Source organism: Actinoplanes sp. NBC_00393 (assembly GCF_036053395.1).
In the GTDB taxonomy this organism is placed as follows: Bacteria; Actinomycetota; Actinomycetes; order Mycobacteriales; family Micromonosporaceae; genus Actinoplanes.
On the sequence record NZ_CP107942.1, the window covers coordinates 1818739 to 1835445 of the forward strand.

A 16707-nucleotide genomic window follows, 5' to 3' on the forward strand; every position below is an offset into this window, starting at 1 on the left:
GCGGGCTGCTGGAACTGCTCTGCGTGCTGGGTGGGGGCCTTCTCCGCGGCGGAAATGGGTGTCGGCCCGGATGGTCGGCGGTGGCCTGGTCGGAGAGGCTGAAGAGGCGCCGGGCCGGTTCGGCCCGGCGCACCAGCCTTTCCGTTTGTCCGCTTGTGTTGCTTTGTTGCTTTGTTGCTTCGTTGCTTCGTTGCTTCGTTGCTTCGTTGCTTCGTTGCTTGTTTGCTTGTTTGCTTCGTTTCCGCTTTCGCTGAGCTTTGATCGGAACCAACGTCATGACCGTCGAACGCACCGCCCTTCCGGGCGTCGGAGTCGCCCACGCCACCACCACCCGCGCGAGCCAGCGGGCCGGCGTCGTATGCCACCTCGACGGGCGCCGTGAGATCGTCCTCTACGACCCGGAGGACCGCGAGCGGGCCCTGTGCCTGCTCGTCCTCGAACCGGACGAAGCCCACTGGATGGCCGACCTGCTCACCGCCACCGTGACCGTCGACCATCTGACCGACCTGGAACAGCAGCTCACCGGCGTGATCGCGGCCCGCATCCGGCTGCCGGCGGGCTCACCCTACGACGGGCGGCCGCTGGGCGAGACGCGGGCACGCAGCCGCACCGGGGTGTCGATCGTCGCGGTGATCCGTGCCGGCCAGGTCATCCCCGGCCCGGAACCGGACTTCGTCCTGTACCGCGACGACCTGCTGGCGGTGGTCGGCACCCCGGGCGGAGTCACCGCCTTGACCGGCCTTCTCACCTGAGCGGCCGCGTTTTCGCTGCTCGTCGTCGCGGTCACAAAAATGTCGTACCCCAGGTCTAACTTGAGCGATGAGTTCAAGAGAGTCGGATGGTCTTACCAGTCGAGAGCATCGTTCGAGGAGGGGTTCACGATGGCGACAACGACCACGATCCTGACCGCGGGCCGCGCGGAGGCCCTGTTCACCAGCCACCTGCCCACCGGCAGCCGCCCCGCCCACGACGTCGTCGAGGACGCGATCCGCGTCGCGGTGCGCTCCCACGGCGGTGTCCGCGGATGCGCCGGCGACGTCGCCGCCGAATACGGCGACCATCCCGACCTGGCAGCGCCACGCATGCGCTGGGCGCTGGAGGTGGTCCGCGATCTGTACCCGGCTCGCCGCTCCCACAGCGGCTGGGCTCTCGTCGCCTGACCGGCCGCCGGCATCCCGCGGCTCCTTGAGCCGTGATCGGCAGCAAACGGGGGAAGCGGCTAGGAACGGCCGGGATTGCAGGAGACGGCTGAGGTCGGCGAGACACGGTCGGGTCTGGTCTCACGCGGCCGGAACCGGAGCGACGCGGCCAGCCGCGCTGGTGGAACCGGAGCGACGCGGCCAGCCGCGCTGGTGGAACCGGTGGGGTGCGGTTGGCGTCTGAGCGGGATGCGATCACTGGGCCTTGTGGCCGCGTTGCTCGGCGTGGGGCTGGCAACCTTGGTGGTCGGGACGGCTCCTTCCAGCCTCGGCGGCGACGTCCCGGAGCCGCCGTCGGATCCCGGCGCACTCGTTCTGCAGCTGCACCTCTGGGAGAGCCTGACCGGGCCGGTCAAGCGGGCGGAGTTGCCTGAGTTCAGCCTCTACGGCGGCGGGCGGGTGATCGTCGGTGCCGGCTGGGAAGGGTTGCTTCATCGGGGGCGGGAGTTCGTTCTGGAGCCGGCGGCGTATCGGAGGATCTACCGCCTGGCGCACACCGCCGGGATTGCCCGGGACCGGCACCTTCCGGAGCCGGGTGTCAGCACCGACGGGACCTTGCTGGTGGCCGACCTGCGATCCGGCGGTCGGCTGCACACGACGACCGCGGTCTCGCTGGGACGCGGATTCGAGACAGGCGCCCGTCGCTGGCTGATCGAGCTGCGAAAGCTGGTGCAGCGGGAGGTGCGGCGACACCTCGGCCCGGCGCCCGGTGTGCAGCGACATGGCGGCCCAGCGCACAGTGGGCACCGGCACGGCATTACCCCGGCGGTCATCGCCGACTACCGGCCGGACCGGGTTGCTGTGCTGGCGACGGGCGGATTCACCACTGCGCCACCGGAGCGGCGCTGGCCCTACGGGGATCCGCTGGCCGGCACGCACACGGTTCTGGGTCTGTGCACGGTGCACAGCGGCGCCGAGGTGGCGAGCATCGAAACGCTGGCACGGACCTCGCCGCGCGACGCCGGGTGGCTGCATGATCGCGGGCGAACGGGCGGTCTCACCGTACTTGTCCGGCCACTGCTTCCGGGGGAGAGGGGCTGCGCCGATCTGGGCTATCCGGAGCGAGGCTAGCCGGCCGTGCCGATGCGAAGTTGGCTGGCCGTGGCGGTGCGAGTTGGCTGGCCGTGCCGGTGCGAAGTTGGCCTGCGGCGTCGATGTGCAGGTGGTCGGCGATGTCGTTTCCAGCCGGCGGCAACGACGGCCGCCGAGGCCCACCCGGACGGGTGAACCCCGGCGACCTCGGCGGCTGCAAGGAATTGCGCGGCTTCGAAGACTTGCGCGGCTTCTGCTGGACGGCGGCAGCTGGTGCGAGGCCGTGCTGCTGGCGATCAGCTGACGCGGCGAGCTGCTACCCGGCGGCAGCTCGTGGCAAGGCCGAGCTGCCGACAAGGCCGAGCTGCCGACAAGGCCGAGCTGCCGACAAGGCCGAGCTGCCGACAAGGCCGAGCTGCCGGCGATCAGCTGGCGTCGGCGCAGATCACGTCGTCGATTGCTTGCATGGTGCGTTCGTGGACGGCGAAGGCGGCCTCCTCCGAAGCGAGCTGGGTGTGCAGCGACAGCACGGCCACGCGCTTGCCGGACGGGCTGACGCCGTTGGCGGTGCTCATGCCCAGGACGTCGCCGCCGTGGGACCAGTAACCGCCGCATCGGTTCGGGATGAACATGATGCCGAGGCCGTAGCGGGCGCCGGGCAGATAGTCTGGAACGTCTCGGCCAGCACGGTCTCCTGCAGCTGGGCCATCTGCCGGGGCTTGAGCAGCCGGCCCTGCTGAAGCGCCTGCCAGAAGCGGGCCAGGTCGGCCGGCGTGGTGATCAGGCTGCCCGCAGCGCCGCCGGCGGTGGCGTTCCACGCCGTCGTGTCGGTCAGCGGGCCGCCCGGCTCCCACTGCTGGTAGCCCTTCGCGTGCGGCCTGGGCAGCCACGGCCGGTCGCCGGGATCCGACGTGTGGTGCAGCCCGAGCGGACGCACGATCCGCTCGCGTACCTCGGTGGCCCACGACCGTCCGGTGACCTTCTCGATGATCATCCCGGCCAGGGTGTAGTTGGTGTTGGAGTAGTCCCAGTGCGTGCCGGGCGCGAAGTTCGGCTCGTGTTTCATCGCCAGCGCGACGATGTCGGACGGGTTGTAGTGGTCGAACCGGTGCGCCAGGAAGCCTTCCTCCGAGGTCAGCGCCGCGATGTCATTCGTGTAGTTGTAGATGCCGCTGGTGTGCTGGAGCAGCTGGCGTACGGTGATCTGTTTTCCGTCGTTGCCGTTGCCTTCGACCACCCCCGGCAGCCAGCGGTCCACCGTGTCGTCCAGCGACAGCTTGCGTTCCCCGACGAGTTGCAGGGCGACCACCGCGACGTACGTCTTGGTGTTGCTCCCCATCCGGAAGTAACCGTCGACCGGAACCGGCGTGCCGCGCTCGACATCGCCCACGCCGGCCCGGGCCCGCGTGGTGACACCGTTGACCCGGGCCAGCGCCTGCACGCCGGTGATGCCGAGCCGGTGCAGATCGTCGGCCGCCGTCTGGAGCGGACGGTCCGGGGGAGTGGCGGCGGCGACCGGCGCCGCCCCGCCGAGGATCATCGTCACGGTCAATGCTGTGGCGAGAAGTCTCATGATCTGAACCTATGAAGACTTTCGATGCCGTCCCATCCCGCAGCCACCCCGGAACGGGGTAGTGCTAACCCCACCCCCTAGGTTGGGATGCGTCATGGGACGACACCGATCGAGCTTGGGTACGCTGCTCCACCACGTACACGTGAGCGGTCCCCTGTCGCGTGCCGTGCTGGCCGAGCGGATGGGCGTCAACCGCAGCACTGTCCTGGCGCTGACCGCCGAGCTGGTCGCCGCCGGCCTGGTCCGCGAGGAGCATCCCGCCGAGACCACCGGCGCCGGCCGGCCGTCGCTGCTGGTCCGGCCGGAGTCCGAGCGGGTCTGCGTGCTCGCCTTCGACGTCGCGGTGGACCGTCTCGTCGCCGCCCGGGTGGGCCTCGGCGGGCCGATCCTGGACCGGCGCGAGACGGTACGCCCACGAGCCGGCGTCGACCTGGACACCGTGGTCGGCAACCTCGCCGCCCTCGGCCGCGAGCTGATCGACGCGATGCCGCCCGGCACGGTCTGTGTCGGGGTGGGCGCCTCCTACTGCGGCATGGTCCGGCCGGGTGACGGCATGGTCCGGTACGGGCCCGAGCTGGGCTGGGTCGACCAGGCGTTCGGGGCCGAGCTGGGACACGCGCTCGGCCTCGGCCTGCGGGTCGCGGTGGGCAACGAGGCCCATCTCGGGGCCCGGGCGGAGTACGAGCGAGGCGCCGGCATCGGCTCCCCGGACCTGATCTACCTGCACGGCGACGTCGGGGTGGGCGGCGGCATCCTGGTCGGCGGCCAGCCACTCGGCGGCGAGGGCGGTTACGCCGCCGAGGTCGGCCACATGCTGGTCAACCCGCATGACGGCCGCCCCTGCCTGTGCGGTTCGGCCGGCTGCCTGGAGGCCGAGACCGGCGAGTACGCGCTGCTCGCCGCCGCCGGGCGCACCGGCGGAGCGATCGGGCGGGACGCCGTACGCGCGGTGGTTCAAGACGCTGCGGCCGGTGACCCCGCTGCGGCCGCGGCCGTCGCCGAGATCGGGGATTGGCTCGGCATCGGCGTCGCCAACCTGATCAACCTGTTCAACCCCGGCGTGGTCATCTTCGGCGGCATGCTGCGCGACGTGTACTCCGGCGCCGCCCCACAGGTCGCGGCCCGGATCGCCCAGCATGCGATGCCGGTCTCCCGGGAGCGGGCCAAGCTGCGGCTGTCCGGCCTGGCCGACGACGCCACCCTGATCGGCGCCGCCGACCTGGGGTTCGCCGCGCTGCTCACCGACCCGGTCCCGGCCGGACAGCCGGGCTGAGCGCCCAGTAGTGGATCATGTCGGCATGCAGATACCGACCGACGACGAGATCCGCGCCCTGCACGAACGGTTCGCGCCGAGCCGGGCCGCGTTCGAGCTGGTCTGGACGCACTGCCGGATCGTCTGCGAGCTCGCCGAGGAGTTGTTCGTCGAAGGCGATCTCGTGCTGGTGCGGGCCGGCAGCCTGCTGCACGACATCGGCGTCTACCGGCTCCAGCCGGCCGACAACTACGTCCGGCACGGCATCCTGGGCCACGAGCTGCTACGCGACGTCGGCCTGCCGGAGGCGCTGTGCCGCTTCTGCTCGCACCACACCGGCGTCGGCATCACCCGCGCCGACGTCCTCGACCAGGGCCTGCCGTTGCCGGCTGAGGACTTCCTCGCCGAGACCGCCGAGGAGGAGCTGGTGATGTACGCCGATAAATTTCACTCCAAGACCAGCCCGCCCCGGTTCCTGACCGCCGACACCTACGCCGCCAAGGTCGGCAGATTCGGCGCCGGCAAGGTGGAGCACTTCGCCGAGCTGCGCAAACAGTACGGCGAGCCGGACCTGGCCGGGGCCGCGCAACGGTACGGCCACACCGTCATTTGATCCGGCGAAGTCCGGTGCCGCGGCGGCAGCGGCGACTGCATCGGGGAACGGCATGTTGCCGGCGGCCCCTTGCCGTAGCGCGGCGGTTGGCGGCATCGTCTGCGCTGCGCCAAGACCCGGATCCCGTCAACCGATTGATGGTTGGGCAGCTCACGTGGGAGTGGGACACTGATTCGGCATCGCAGAACAGCTCCTTTAGCCGCCTGATTTGGGGAACGATGTCGACGAGTGGGCCGCCGTCCGAGCAGACCAAGAACGTGAACAAAGCTTTGCACATCGGGCCGGCGCTGATCGATGCAGCCTTCTAGTTACTGGGTGGAGCTTTCCTACGAGGGCCGCGTACTCGGTGGTGGACTGCTGGTCCAGCGTGGCGGCGTGATACTTACGGCTGCGCATTGCCTTCGCGCCCTTCCGTCGGAGGCGAAGACTCTGACGGCGACGTTGGCTTGCGAAACCGAGTTCGAGGTCCGTGTCGACGAGGTGGCGGACTGGGATCTCGCGTTGCTTACGGCGGTCGATCCCGGCCAATGTGACTATCTGCCTCCGCAGACTGATTGCTGTAGTCCTCAAGACACCTGGTCAGCGCCGTACCGGCCGTCGCTTAGTGACCCTCACCTGGACGGTGTTGTCATTGCCGGGCAATGCGACTACGGGCTGCGAGACGGCACGACGATCACGGCACTGGAGTTGACAGTGCGGCAGCTTCTCGGCGACTACTCCGGCTACAGCGGTGGTCCGGTGGAGGTGGAAGTTGGTGGACAGCCCCGGCTCGTTGGGATCCTGTTGGAACAGTATCCGGACCGGTCGGACGCTACCAAGGCCAGTAACGTGCTGTTCGCGGCACACATCCGGCATGCGATCCTGCAGTTCCGCCGCTTCGATATCGGCCACCTCCTGCCAGGCGGAACGCCTCGGAGTGGTCCGGCAGCAGTATCCGGCTCGCGACCCGAGGTCAGTCCTACTGCTCATGCCGAGCGCCGACTCAAGCAGGTGCGCGAATGGCGGGAAACTGAGGTGATTTCTCCGCGAGCTGCTGAGGCGACGGAGTTACGTATCCTTCGCATGTGGCTTGATGCCGAGCCGGATGGGGACACCGGTGCCTAGCGCCGCCAGCGCGGGTACGTCTGATCCTGCACGCTGGGAACACGCCGTTCAGGTCGTCGCCGACCTTGCGGAACGCCGCAGCGGCGGCGCCGATTCGCTGCCTCCCGCGCTTGCTGAAATGCTCCAAGCATTGCTGGCCGAACCGGGGGCGCGCCCTGCGGTGGAGAAGGTCCTGATTCTTGCCGATCTTTTGGAAGCTGCTGGGTTCAGAAGCGCAGCGTTCGACGTGCTTCGCTTCGGCGGGCGCACCTTCACCAGGCAAGCCGAAGCGGTGCGAGTGGCTCTTACCGCCGCTGCCCATTTTTGTAGGGCGGGCGAGTACCGCGATGCGATCGCCATCTTGAAAAAGGCTCGCGACGACGGCTACGGCGGTGCGGAGCTGACCTTTGCTGCCGCTACGAGTCTAGCCTCGGTGTACTACAACAGCGGCAATCTGTTACTTGCCCGCCAAAGCCTCGACGAGGCCGCCTCGCTATCCGTACAGACAGCCTCACCATCAGTTCGAGTGGCTTTCGCCGAACTTAAGGACCTGCTGTCCGGGCCTGTCGGAACGCCGGCCAGCGAGGCGGAGCTTGAACGTATGCAGGTTCTTGCGCGGGAAGGCTTGGACGCCGACGATCCGCGGCTGCTTGGTGTCTTGACCAGCCACGCACAGCGCCAGTTTCGGCGAGCCAAGTCCCGCGACGACGTCGAGTATCTGCGGAGCAGGCTAATTCTGTTGGAGAACGCAGCATTTCTCGCGAGATCAACCTTCGGTGCGGGGCATCCGGACGCGATTCGCGCAGCGCTCGCGGCAGATCTGGCTGCCTGCGAGTATGCAATCCGGTCAGGTCAGCAGCGGTGGATGCCCGAGGCGTTCAACCGGTTGAAAGCAATGGCTGACTTGCAGTCAGCCTTCTCCGGCATGGTTCATCCCGAAACCGTGACCACCAGGATCAGCGTTGCCGCAGTGAGGTTCGAGCTTGCACGATTCGTACGAGATGAGTCCCTCGCTCAGGAAGCCCTGACTGACCTGATGACAGCTCGGGTTGAGGCCCGATCCGTGCTGGGATCTAGGCATCCGCACACGATCGTGGCCGAAGCAAACGTCGCGGCGGCGCAGTTGGAGTTGATGCTCGTTCGGGAGCCCTCCGAACGGGACAGGGACGCTGCTGCGCGGTCGGCGGAACACCTTGCCGTTCTGGAGCAGCATGCTCGTGAGGTGCTGGGTACATCCCACCCCAGCGTCGCGGTCTTGCACCGGGAGTCTCAGATAGCCCGCTACCTTGCTGCCTCGCCTGGTTATGAGCCGCCCGGCCGCGGGGGCCTCGCCGTACGTACTCGACCGACCACTCGGACGCTGTATGGATTGGCCGAGCCGAATCCCTTCGGCGCAGGCCACTACGAATCCAGCGAGGCGGCTGGTGATCGGTTGCTTCGGGAAGCCGCACGTTCGAACCCGCCACCGCCACCGACGCGGCCCAGACGCGTCGTGCTGAAGGTGACCGGCGAGGCGTTCAGCAGCGGCGATGGCGGTATCGATCCGGATGTCGTGCAGTCGTTGGCGCGGCAGATCGCGACTGCGACCCGGCGCGGGATTCAGGTCGCCGTGGTGGTCGGTGGCGGGAACATCGTGCGAGGTACCGATCTGCAGAGGCATGGCATGGACCGCGCCCGGGCCGACTACATGGGCATGCTCGGGACGGTGATTAACTGTCTCGCCCTCCAGGACTTCCTGGAGCAGGAAGGCATCGAGACCCGAGTTCAGAGCGCTATCACGATGGCCCAGGTCACCGAGTCCTACATTCCGCTGCGCGCGATCATGCATCTGGCGAAGGGGCGCGTCGTGATCTTCGGTGCCGGCGCCGGCATGCCGTACTTCTCCACCGATGCGGTGACCGCCCAACGCGCGCTGGAAATCCATGCAGACACTGTGCTGATGAGCAGAACCGGGGTCGACGGCATCTACACCGCCGACCCCGGGATCGATCCGAACGCCCGAAGAATCGACACTGCGACCTTCGCGGAAGTGCTGGAACGAGGATCACGGATCGTTGATCAGGCGGCTTTGAACCTATGCCAGGAGAATGACCTGCCGATGCTCGTGTTTGACGGGACAGGGGACGACGCTGTTCTGCGGGCCGTGTCTGGCGAGCGCATCGGCACGCTGATCACCCGCCGATAGTCGGGTCGCCGAGGAGGTGCTGCACCGGGTGCCGACCCGGGATCTGGTCGGCACCCTGGATGAGTGTGCCAGTTCAGGGTGTCACCAGGGTTCCGGGCCGTCCTCGCTGAAGAAGCCTGCGGTCGGGCCGTCGGCCGGCAGCGTGGCGAGCCGGACCGCGGCGATCGCGCCCTGCTCGGCCGTGCGTGGCCCGGCGCCCTGGTTCATGTCGGTCGCGCAATAGCCGGGGTCGGCCGCGTTCACCTTGATCGGCGTGTCCCGCAGCTCGTTCGCGTAGGACACCGTGACCGCGTTCAGGGCGCTCTTGGACGAGTTGTAAGCCATCATCGGGTACTGCGCGAACGGGTGTTCCGGGTCGCTTGTCAGGGTGAACGACGCCAGCCCGCTCGACAGGTTGACGATGCGGCCGGCCGGGGCTCGGCGGATCAGCGGCAGCAGGGCGTTGGTCACCGTCACCACGGCGAAGACGTTCGTGGCGTACGTGCGTTCCAGCAATTGCACCGGCGTCCCGCTGGGGTATTGGCCGCGGTCGAGCAGGATTCCGGCGTTGTTGACCAGGATGTCCAGCCGGCCGTGTTCGCGTTCGATGCGGGCGGCGGCCGCCGACACCGAGACCGGGTCGGTGACGTCCAGGCCGACCGGCACCGCGGTGATGCCCTCGGCGGCCAGTTTCGCGGCGGCGGCCGTGCCGCGTTCCGCGTTGCGCGCACCGATCAGCACGGTGATGCCGGTGGTTCCGAGAGCGCGTGCGATCTCGTACCCGATTCCTTTGTTTGCGCCCGTGACAAGGGCGACCTTCGGCTCGCTCATGGTGCCGAGCCTGCGCCGCAGGAGCTGCGGTGAGGAGAGACCGGCTGAACCACGGACTGGCGGTCCCTGGTTCGTGCGGCGCCGGAGCCGGAAGATGACCTCATGGATCGCCGCCAGTTCGCCGAGTTTCTCCGTGACCGCCGATCCCGGGTGCAGCCGGGTGATGTGGGGCTGGCTGCGGGGACCCGGCGCCGCACCCCCGGTCTGCGGCGTGAGGAGGTGGCCGGGCTGGCCGGGATCTCGGTGGACTACTACGCCCGGATGGAGCAGGCGCGCGGCCCGCAGCCGTCCCGGCAGGTGCTCGCGGCGCTGGCCCGGGCGCTGCGGCTGTTCGACGACGAGCGCGCCCACCTGTACCGCCTGGCCGGTGAACAGCCCGTCGCGCCGGACGGCCCCAGCGCGGACGTGCCGGCCGGTGTCCTGCACCTGCTCGACCGGCTCGACGACACGCCGGCGTACGTCATCGACGTGAAGTACGAGATCCTCGCCTGGAACCGGATGGCCGCAGCGTTGCTCGGCGACCCGTCGTCGTGGCCGGCGGGCCGCCGCAACATCATCTGGAACCTGTTCCGGGACGGGCCGCCGGTGGATGAGGCGTTCGCCGAGGAGTGCGTCGCTGACCTGCGCGCCGCCGCCGCGCAGTTCCCGCAGGATCCGGGCATTCACCGGCTGATCGCCCGGCTGCGCGCGTCCAGCCCGGATTTCGTGCGGCGCTGGGAGAAGCTGCAGGTGTGCGTGCGGCGCGGCACGACCGTCAAGCATCTGCACCACCCGGTGGTCGGCGAGCTCGCCCTCGAGTGCGAGGTGCTGGACATCGCCGGGCACGGCCAGCGGCTGATCATCTACAGCGCGCGCCCGGGCAGCCCGACCGCCGAGGCGCTGCAGCTGCTCAGCGTCGTCGGCACTCAGTGGAGCGAGACCCGGACCGCCCGGTAGGCCGCGGCGACGTCGGCCCGTACCGGATTCACATGTCGCGACGCTGGAAGGCCAGACCGGCCAGACCGAGAACGATCAGAACCCAGACAACCGCCCAGATCATGTACGGCGCGGACAGCTGCGAAACGCTCAGGAACGGATGCCCCTTGAACGCCTGGGAGAACTGCGCGAAGAGCGTCGGATCCTGGAAGGCCCGCATCGCCCCGCGCCACAGCCCGTCGGTGGGCAGCAGCACCTGCGACACCGTGCCGACCCGTTCCACACTGGCGTTGCCGAGCGCCACCCCGAAGTTGCCGACCACGCCGGCGATCCACGTGGCGCCGAACAGGCCGACCGCCACGATGCCGGACGCCATCGGGGAGATCGCGGTGGACAACAGCAGACCCAGGGTGAGCAGCGTGATCGTCTGGGCGGCGAGCAGTGCCAGGCCGACGACCGGGTCCGGCGGCCAGTAACCGACCGTGACCTGCACGATGATCAGCTGGGCGAGGCCGGCGACGGCGACGAAGCCGCTGCCGAACGCCACCAGGCCCAGCCATTTGCCGAGCAGGACGGTGGAGCGGCGTACCGGGCGGCCCAGCACGGCCAGCGCTATCCCGGACTCGATCTCGCCGGCCAGGGTGGGCCCGGCCAGGAACGCGGTGCCGAGCGCCGCGATCAGGCTCAGCCCGAACATCACCAGGTTCAGCACCATGGCCGCGGCCAGCTTCGACTCGCCGCTGGTCAGGCCGCCGAACTCGGCGTCGATCCGGGAGAAGCCCCAGGCGCTCAGGGTCAGCAGGACGACGGTGAGCACCGCGAGCGAACGCAGCACCCGGCGCCGGGCGGCCTCCTGCAGGGTCAGGGCGGCCACGGTCAGGACGGTCTTCACTTCTCACCTCGAAGGACGGTCTTCACTTCTCACCTCGGAGGATGTCGAGCAGGCGTTCCTCCAGGCTGATCCGGCTCGGTTCGACCGCGTGCACCCGCACGCCCAGGCCGACCAGGGCGGCGACCAGGTCCGGGACCTGGGTGGGATCGTCGAGCGTCACCGCGTACTCCTCGCCGTATTGCCGCAGTTCCCCGGCGGCGGACAGCCGGGCCGCCGCCTCCGCGCTCACCTCGGTGAGCCGCATCCGCAGCTCGCTGCGGCCGAGCAGTTCCGGCAGGGTGCCGGCGGCCGCGACCCGGCCCTTGTCGAGGATGACGACCCGGTCGCAGACGCGTTCCACCTCGCCGAGCAGGTGCGAGTTGAGCAGCACGGCGATGCCCCGCTCCTTGAGCGAGAGCAGCAGGTCCCGGACGTCGGCGCGGCCCAGCGGGTCCAGGGCGCTGGTCGGCTCGTCCAGGATCACGAAGTCCGGGCCGGCCACCAGCGCGACGGCCAGCCCGAGCCGCTGCTGCATGCCCTTGGAGAAGCCGCCGACCCGGTCACCGGCCCGGTCGGCCAGACCGACCAGGCCGAGGCACTCGCGGCGCTGCTGTTCGGCGACCGTGGCGCCGGCCAGCCGGACGTGCAGTTTCAGCACCTCGGCGGCGGTCAGCCACGGCTGGTACCGGAACAGCTCGGGCAGGTACCCGACCCGCGCCCGTGACGCCGGGTCCCTGGCCGGCCTGCCGAGCAGCAGCACCTCGCCGGCGTCCGGGCGGACCAGACCGAGCAGCATCTTGATGACCGTGGTCTTGCCGGCGCCGTTCGGCCCGAGCAGGCCCAGCACCTCGCCGCGCCCGACGGTGAACGACACCCCATCCACCGCGGTCCGCTTCTTGTACCGCTTACGCAGGCCGGAACACCAGGCCGCTGCCGCCGGTGGCAGGTCCGCCACCAGCTGAGCAGCCTGTTTCTGTACGTCCGTCACCGCTCCCACCTCAGCCCGCGGGCCACGCTCAGCACCTCGTCGGCGCTCAGCGACCCGGCCACCGCGGTGACCACGCCGTCCTGCACCCAGACGACCGCGGCGAGGACCTCGTCGCGGCTGGTCAGCACGGTGGCCGGGGTGCCGTTGACGTCGGCGGACCGGCTGGTCAGCTCCTCGGCCATGACATGCAGCGGCAGGGTCCGTCCGTCACCGGTGAAGGAGCGCAGCTGGGCGGCGACGTCCTCGGGCAGGCCCGAGAGCGACAGCAGGTAGTCGCGGGCGGTGGCGAACGGGACGCCGGACGAGTACGCGGTGGGGGAGACGGCCCGCCCGACGATCAGTGCCGGCATGCCCTGGCTCTGCATCCAGACCGCGGCCACGCCCGGCCCGGCGGTCAACCGGAACCGGCTGCCGTCCAGGCCCGCCGGCGGAGCCGGCAGATCGGATCCGGACGTCTTCGCCGTCTCCGCCGCCTTCTCCGCGGAGAACGTGAACTCGGCGCTCACCCGTCGGCCGACGTGGAACTCGGGGCTTCCGGTCACACCGCGCGGCAGCTCGCTGACCTGCGGCACCGACAGCCCGGTCGCCTTCTGCGCCTCCGCGGCGCCAGGGACCTGTTCGATTCGAGCCGTCTCGGTGAACCTCAGTTCCCCGTACCCCGAAAGATCGGGAAGTTTGAGCAGGTCAGCCTGTTTGATCGTGACCGGGGCGATCTGCTCGGTGCGGAAGATCTGCAGCCAGTCCGTCGCGGCAGCGGCGGTGGCCCCGGTGAGCAGCGCGACCGCGGCTGCCACCGCGACCACCGGCCGGCCCAGCGTGGTACGCCACCGCGGCGCCCGGGCCACCGGCCGGGACTCACCGGCCGCGACCGAGGCGGACAGCCGGCGCCACCCCTCGTCCACGTCCGGCGCGCCGTCGAACTGCAGCGCCGCACCGACCGCTGCCGCGTCCTGCTGCGCGCTAGTGAGCCCGGCCAGGCACACCGGGCAGCCCGCGACGTGCTCGCGATCGGCGTCGGCCACACCTTCCGGCTCGTCCAGGAGCCGGCGCAGCGTGCCGTCAGTGGGATGACGCATGACGGTTCAACTCCTTGCGTAGGGCGGACTCGGCGCGCCGCACAGTCGTGCCGACACTGCCGGGCGAAAGATCAAGAGCGGTCGCGACCTCGGCGTAACTGAGGCCGCTGTGCCGCAGAACCAGCGCAATCGCCTGTTTACGGGGCAGCCGGGACAGCGCCTCCCGGACCCGGCGGTGCTCCTCACGGGCGACCACCGTCTCGGCGACATCCGGGCTCGTCGCCGTCTGGTCCCGCGCTGCTTCCTCACGGTGCGCCCGGCGGCGTCCCGAGCGCAGATGGTTGAGGGCGGTGTGCGCGGCCGCCACCGACAGCCAGCCCACCGACTCCCCGGCCGGCACGGTCGACCGCCCGAACGTCAGGAACACCTCCTGCGCGACGTCCTCCGCTTCGTCGCGGGACCCCAGCACCCGGGCCGCGACCGCGACCACCCGCGGATACGCGGCCCGGAAGACCTGCTCAAGGTCGGCGCGGACGGCACCGGGCCCAGCTGTCACCACGCCGTCCTCCCGTCGGACGCGCCCGGCCGCACGGCGGCGGCCGCCGGGCAGCCACACCGCCCCGGCGTGCGCTGCGAGCTCCACATCTTGGTTCACATCAGGAAAGCACCGCAGGGCCGCAAGATGTGACACACAGCAGGGGTACGGGTTTGCGCAGCCCTCGCCGAATCGACGAGACGCCAGTGGAGTCCCTGATAGTGGTGTAACGCGGTTGGCGTGATCGTCGGACAGCCTGTCCGGCATAGAGCGCGGCCATCGCGTGATCTTTCGAGCGAACGTCTCACGGAACTCTCGAAAGGCATCTATCGCGATGACCGCACCACACATCATCGACCCTGCCGGCCTGCTCGGCCAAGCGCTGACCGACGCGTCACCGGATCTGATGCGCCACCTGTTGTCGACCGTCATCAACTCGCTGCTGTCGGCCGAGGCCGACGCGGTCTGCGGCGCTGAATACGGCGTGGCCAGCTCGGAGCGGGTCAACTCCCGCAACGGCTACCGGCACCGCGAGCTCGACACCCGGATCGGCACCATCGACGTGGCGATCCCGAAGCTGCGCTCCGGCAGCTACTTCCCGGAATGGCTGCTCGAACGCCGCAAGCGGGCCGAGGCGGCGCTGGTCAGCGTGGTCGCGACCTGTTACCTGCTCGGTGTCTCCACCCGCCGGATGGACAAGCTGGTGCAGTCGCTGGGGATCACCAGCCTGTCGAAGTCGCAGGTGTCTCGGATGGCCGCCGACCTCGACGAACAGGTCCACGCGTTCCGGACCCGGCCCCTGGACGAGTCCGGGCCGTTCACGTTCGTGGCGGCCGATGCGCTGACGATGAAGGTCCGTGAGCAGGGCCGGGTCGTCAACGCCGTCGTGCTCGTGGCGACCGGGGTGAACGCCGACGGCCACCGCGAAGTCCTCGGGGTCAAGGTCGCCACCAGCGAGACCAAGCAGGCCTGGAACGCGTTCTTCGCCGACCTGGTTGCCCGCGGCCTGACCGGCGTCCGGCTGGTCACCTCGGATGCTCACGCCGGTCTGATCGACGCGATCGCGGCGAACCTGCCCGGCGCGTCGTGGCAGCGATGCCGCACCCACTTCGCCGCGAACTTGATGGGAGTTTGCCCGAAGTCGGCGTGGCCAGCGGTCAAAACGATGTTGCATTCGGTCTATGACCAGCCCGACCCGGACTCGGTCCACGCCCAGTTCGACAAACTGCTCGACTCCGTCGGCCGATCGCTGCCTAAGGTGGCCGCCTACCTCGACGACGCCCGCGCCGACCTGCTCGCCTTCACCGGTTTCCCGCAGCAGATTTGGCGTCAGCTCTGGTCCAACAACCCCAACGAACGCTTGAACAAGGAGATCCGCCGCCGCACCGACGTCGTCGGGATCTTCCCCGACCGCGACGCCGTCATCCGCCTCGTCGGCGCCGTCCTGGCCGAACAACACGACGAATGGACCGAAGGCCGCCGCTACTTCGCCCCTCGACGTCCTCGAACGCGCCCGCAAGATGCCAGCCGCAGCCACCGCCACCACGGCGGACCTGCCCGAACTGGAGACCGCCGCATGACCCACCCGACCGGCGACCCCGCCATCCCCGACCCCGCCGAACGCGCACGGCGCAACACCGCCCTGCACACCGACAACATCGAAACCGGCTTCTTCGACGAGTCCGGCCGGCCTGCACCCTGGCCCGACGACATCGACCACTGGCGACCCGAAACCCGCGAGCCCGACACCGGACAGCCTGGCGAACAGGCCTTCTGACCAGCACCACTCGAAAGATCAACCGTTACACCACTTCCAGGGGCTTGACCTCGACGCCGTTCCCTGCTATGACGCGATGCCCGATGCCACTCAGGGCCGCAGCGCGACCGCCGGGCTTAAGCAGATGGCAACACCGGCTCTTCGGCTGTCCCGCTCGTCGGCCGGCTCTTTTTGCTCCGTCTGGCTTCGGCCCGGCTACTCGGCCGGCAGGTCGCCTCGCAGCAGGCCGAAGACGACGATGTCGCGCCACTCGCCGTCCCGGAACTCGGCTCCGCGGAGCACACCCTCCTGCTGGAACCCGATCTTCTGCAGGGCCCGCTGCTCGGCGGCGTTCTCCGGTTGAGTCGTGGCCTCGATGCGGTGCACGGGGGTGTGCGTGAACAGATACCGGCACAGCAACAGCTGAGCCCGGCTCCCCACACCGCGCCCGCGCCATTCGGGCAGCAGAACAATCCCGATACTCCGGTAGCGTCCGGCCCCGTGCCCGGTCGGCCCCCAGCTGAGGAAGCCCGCGGTCTGATCCCCGACGGCCACGATCAGCCGGCCGTCCTCCTCACCCAGCCAGCCGTCACTCTCGAACCGCCGCCGGTCCCGGCCCGCGTCCCGAAACCCGTACCAGTTCGGCCCGATCAGCCCCGGCTCCACAGCGAACCGCCCCAGAAACGCCAGATCGGCCTCCCGCACCGGCCGAAGCTGCACTTCATCGATATCCACCTCCGTGACACTAGAGACCTTGGTGGCCGCGGTCCGGGATGGGTCTACGCCACAGATGGGCTGCCATGCGAGCTGACGTCCGGAGCAGTCCTGCCGTGGTGACAGCGCTGCCGCGCGGCTGGGGCCTCGATTAGGGCTTGTTTG

17 protein-coding genes and 1 pseudogene are annotated in these 16707 nt (G+C 69.5%); 10 read left to right on the plus strand and 8 right to left on the minus strand.

From position 1 onward, the window contains the following. Positions 1–275 precede the first annotated feature (275 nt). From OHA21_RS08285 to OHA21_RS08295, 3 genes are all read left to right on the plus strand, one after another. Positions 276–752, plus strand: coding sequence for a cation:proton antiporter regulatory subunit (locus OHA21_RS08285; protein WP_328471852.1), 477 nt, complete (start codon positions 276–278; stop codon positions 750–752). Between the two features lie 129 nt (positions 753–881). After that, positions 882–1160, plus strand: a complete 279-nt coding sequence (locus tag OHA21_RS08290) for a hypothetical protein (protein ID WP_328471854.1) — start codon at positions 882–884, stop codon at positions 1158–1160. Between the two features lie 264 nt (positions 1161–1424). Further along, positions 1425–2270: a hypothetical protein gene (locus OHA21_RS08295; protein WP_328471856.1), complete on the plus strand. Its 846-nt coding sequence runs from the start codon at positions 1425–1427 to the stop codon at positions 2268–2270. 386 nt (positions 2271–2656) lie between these two features. On the opposite strand, the gene OHA21_RS08300 is transcribed toward OHA21_RS08295, so the two are convergent. Together OHA21_RS08300 and OHA21_RS08305 are read right to left on the minus strand one after the other, a co-directional pair. Continuing rightward, on the minus strand, positions 2657–2806 hold the full coding sequence (locus OHA21_RS08300; RefSeq protein WP_328471859.1) for a hypothetical protein: 150 nt from the start codon (positions 2804–2806) through the stop codon (positions 2657–2659). Continuing rightward, positions 2803–3804, minus strand: coding sequence for a serine hydrolase domain-containing protein (locus tag OHA21_RS08305; RefSeq protein ID WP_328471861.1), 1002 nt, complete (start codon positions 3802–3804; stop codon positions 2803–2805). The genes OHA21_RS08300 and OHA21_RS08305 overlap by 4 nt, the downstream gene beginning before the upstream one ends. 94 nt (positions 3805–3898) lie before the next feature. On the opposite strand from OHA21_RS08305, the gene OHA21_RS08310 reads away from it, so the two are divergent. The 4 genes from OHA21_RS08310 to pyrH all read left to right on the plus strand — a co-directional run bounded on the left by OHA21_RS08310 (position 3899) and on the right by pyrH (position 8937). Continuing rightward, positions 3899–5077 (plus strand): ROK family transcriptional regulator, encoded by a 1179-nt coding sequence (locus tag OHA21_RS08310; RefSeq protein WP_328471863.1) that lies wholly within the window; start codon positions 3899–3901, stop codon positions 5075–5077. Positions 5078–5102: 25 nt separating this feature from the next. Next, positions 5103–5669, plus strand: a complete 567-nt coding sequence (locus OHA21_RS08315; RefSeq protein ID WP_328471865.1) for an HD domain-containing protein — start codon at positions 5103–5105, stop codon at positions 5667–5669. 315 nt (positions 5670–5984) lie between these two features. Further along, entirely contained in the window at positions 5985–6773 is a 789-nt protein-coding gene (locus OHA21_RS08320) for a hypothetical protein (RefSeq protein ID WP_328471867.1), read from the plus strand. 1411 nt (positions 6774–8184) lie between these two features. Then, positions 8185–8937: a UMP kinase gene (gene pyrH, locus OHA21_RS08325; protein ID WP_328478337.1), complete on the plus strand. Its 753-nt coding sequence runs from the start codon at positions 8185–8187 to the stop codon at positions 8935–8937. A gap of 81 nt (positions 8938–9018) precedes the next feature. Here the strand turns inward: pyrH and OHA21_RS08330 are convergent, their stop codons facing one another. After that, complete coding sequence (locus OHA21_RS08330; RefSeq protein WP_328471869.1) at positions 9019–9747, minus strand: SDR family oxidoreductase; 729 nt, start codon at positions 9745–9747, stop codon at positions 9019–9021. Positions 9748–9849: 102 nt separating this feature from the next. Here OHA21_RS08330 and OHA21_RS08335 point away from each other — a divergent pair, with 102 nt between their 5' ends. After that, positions 9850–10683 carry a helix-turn-helix transcriptional regulator gene (locus tag OHA21_RS08335; RefSeq protein WP_328471871.1) on the plus strand — a complete coding sequence of 278 codons (834 nt, stop codon included), beginning with the start codon at positions 9850–9852 and terminating at the stop codon, positions 10681–10683. 28 nt (positions 10684–10711) lie between these two features. On the opposite strand, the gene OHA21_RS08340 is transcribed toward OHA21_RS08335, so the two are convergent. The 4 genes from OHA21_RS08340 to OHA21_RS08355 are packed head-to-tail and all read right to left on the minus strand — an operon-like array spanning position 10712 to position 14192. After that, positions 10712–11554 carry an ABC transporter permease gene (locus OHA21_RS08340; protein WP_328471873.1) on the minus strand — a complete coding sequence of 281 codons (843 nt, stop codon included), beginning with the start codon at positions 11552–11554 and terminating at the stop codon, positions 10712–10714. 22 nt (positions 11555–11576) lie between these two features. Further along, a complete protein-coding gene (locus tag OHA21_RS08345; protein ID WP_328471875.1) occupies positions 11577–12521 on the minus strand; it encodes an ABC transporter ATP-binding protein in 945 nt (314 codons plus the stop codon). Then, entirely contained in the window at positions 12518–13597 is a 1080-nt protein-coding gene (locus OHA21_RS08350) for a hypothetical protein (RefSeq protein WP_328471877.1), read from the minus strand. Before OHA21_RS08350 ends, OHA21_RS08345 begins: the two co-directional genes overlap by 4 nt. Beyond that, positions 13581–14192 (minus strand): sigma-70 family RNA polymerase sigma factor, encoded by a 612-nt coding sequence (locus OHA21_RS08355; protein WP_328471879.1) that lies wholly within the window; start codon positions 14190–14192, stop codon positions 13581–13583. Before OHA21_RS08355 ends, OHA21_RS08350 begins: the two co-directional genes overlap by 17 nt. Before the next feature lie 214 nt (positions 14193–14406). On the opposite strand from OHA21_RS08355, the pseudogene OHA21_RS08360 reads away from it, so the two are divergent. Together OHA21_RS08360 and OHA21_RS08365 are read left to right on the plus strand one after the other, a co-directional pair. Further along, positions 14407–15652, plus strand: a pseudogene (locus tag OHA21_RS08360) (IS256 family transposase). Beyond that, positions 15649–15849 carry a hypothetical protein gene (locus OHA21_RS08365; RefSeq protein WP_328471881.1) on the plus strand — a complete coding sequence of 67 codons (201 nt, stop codon included), beginning with the start codon at positions 15649–15651 and terminating at the stop codon, positions 15847–15849. Before OHA21_RS08360 ends, OHA21_RS08365 begins: the two are co-directional and overlap by 4 nt. 195 nt (positions 15850–16044) lie before the next feature. Here OHA21_RS08365 and OHA21_RS08370 read toward each other — a convergent pair whose 3' ends face one another. After that, positions 16045–16563, minus strand: a complete 519-nt coding sequence (locus OHA21_RS08370; protein WP_328471883.1) for a GNAT family N-acetyltransferase — start codon at positions 16561–16563, stop codon at positions 16045–16047. Between the last annotated feature and the right edge of the window lie 144 nt (positions 16564–16707).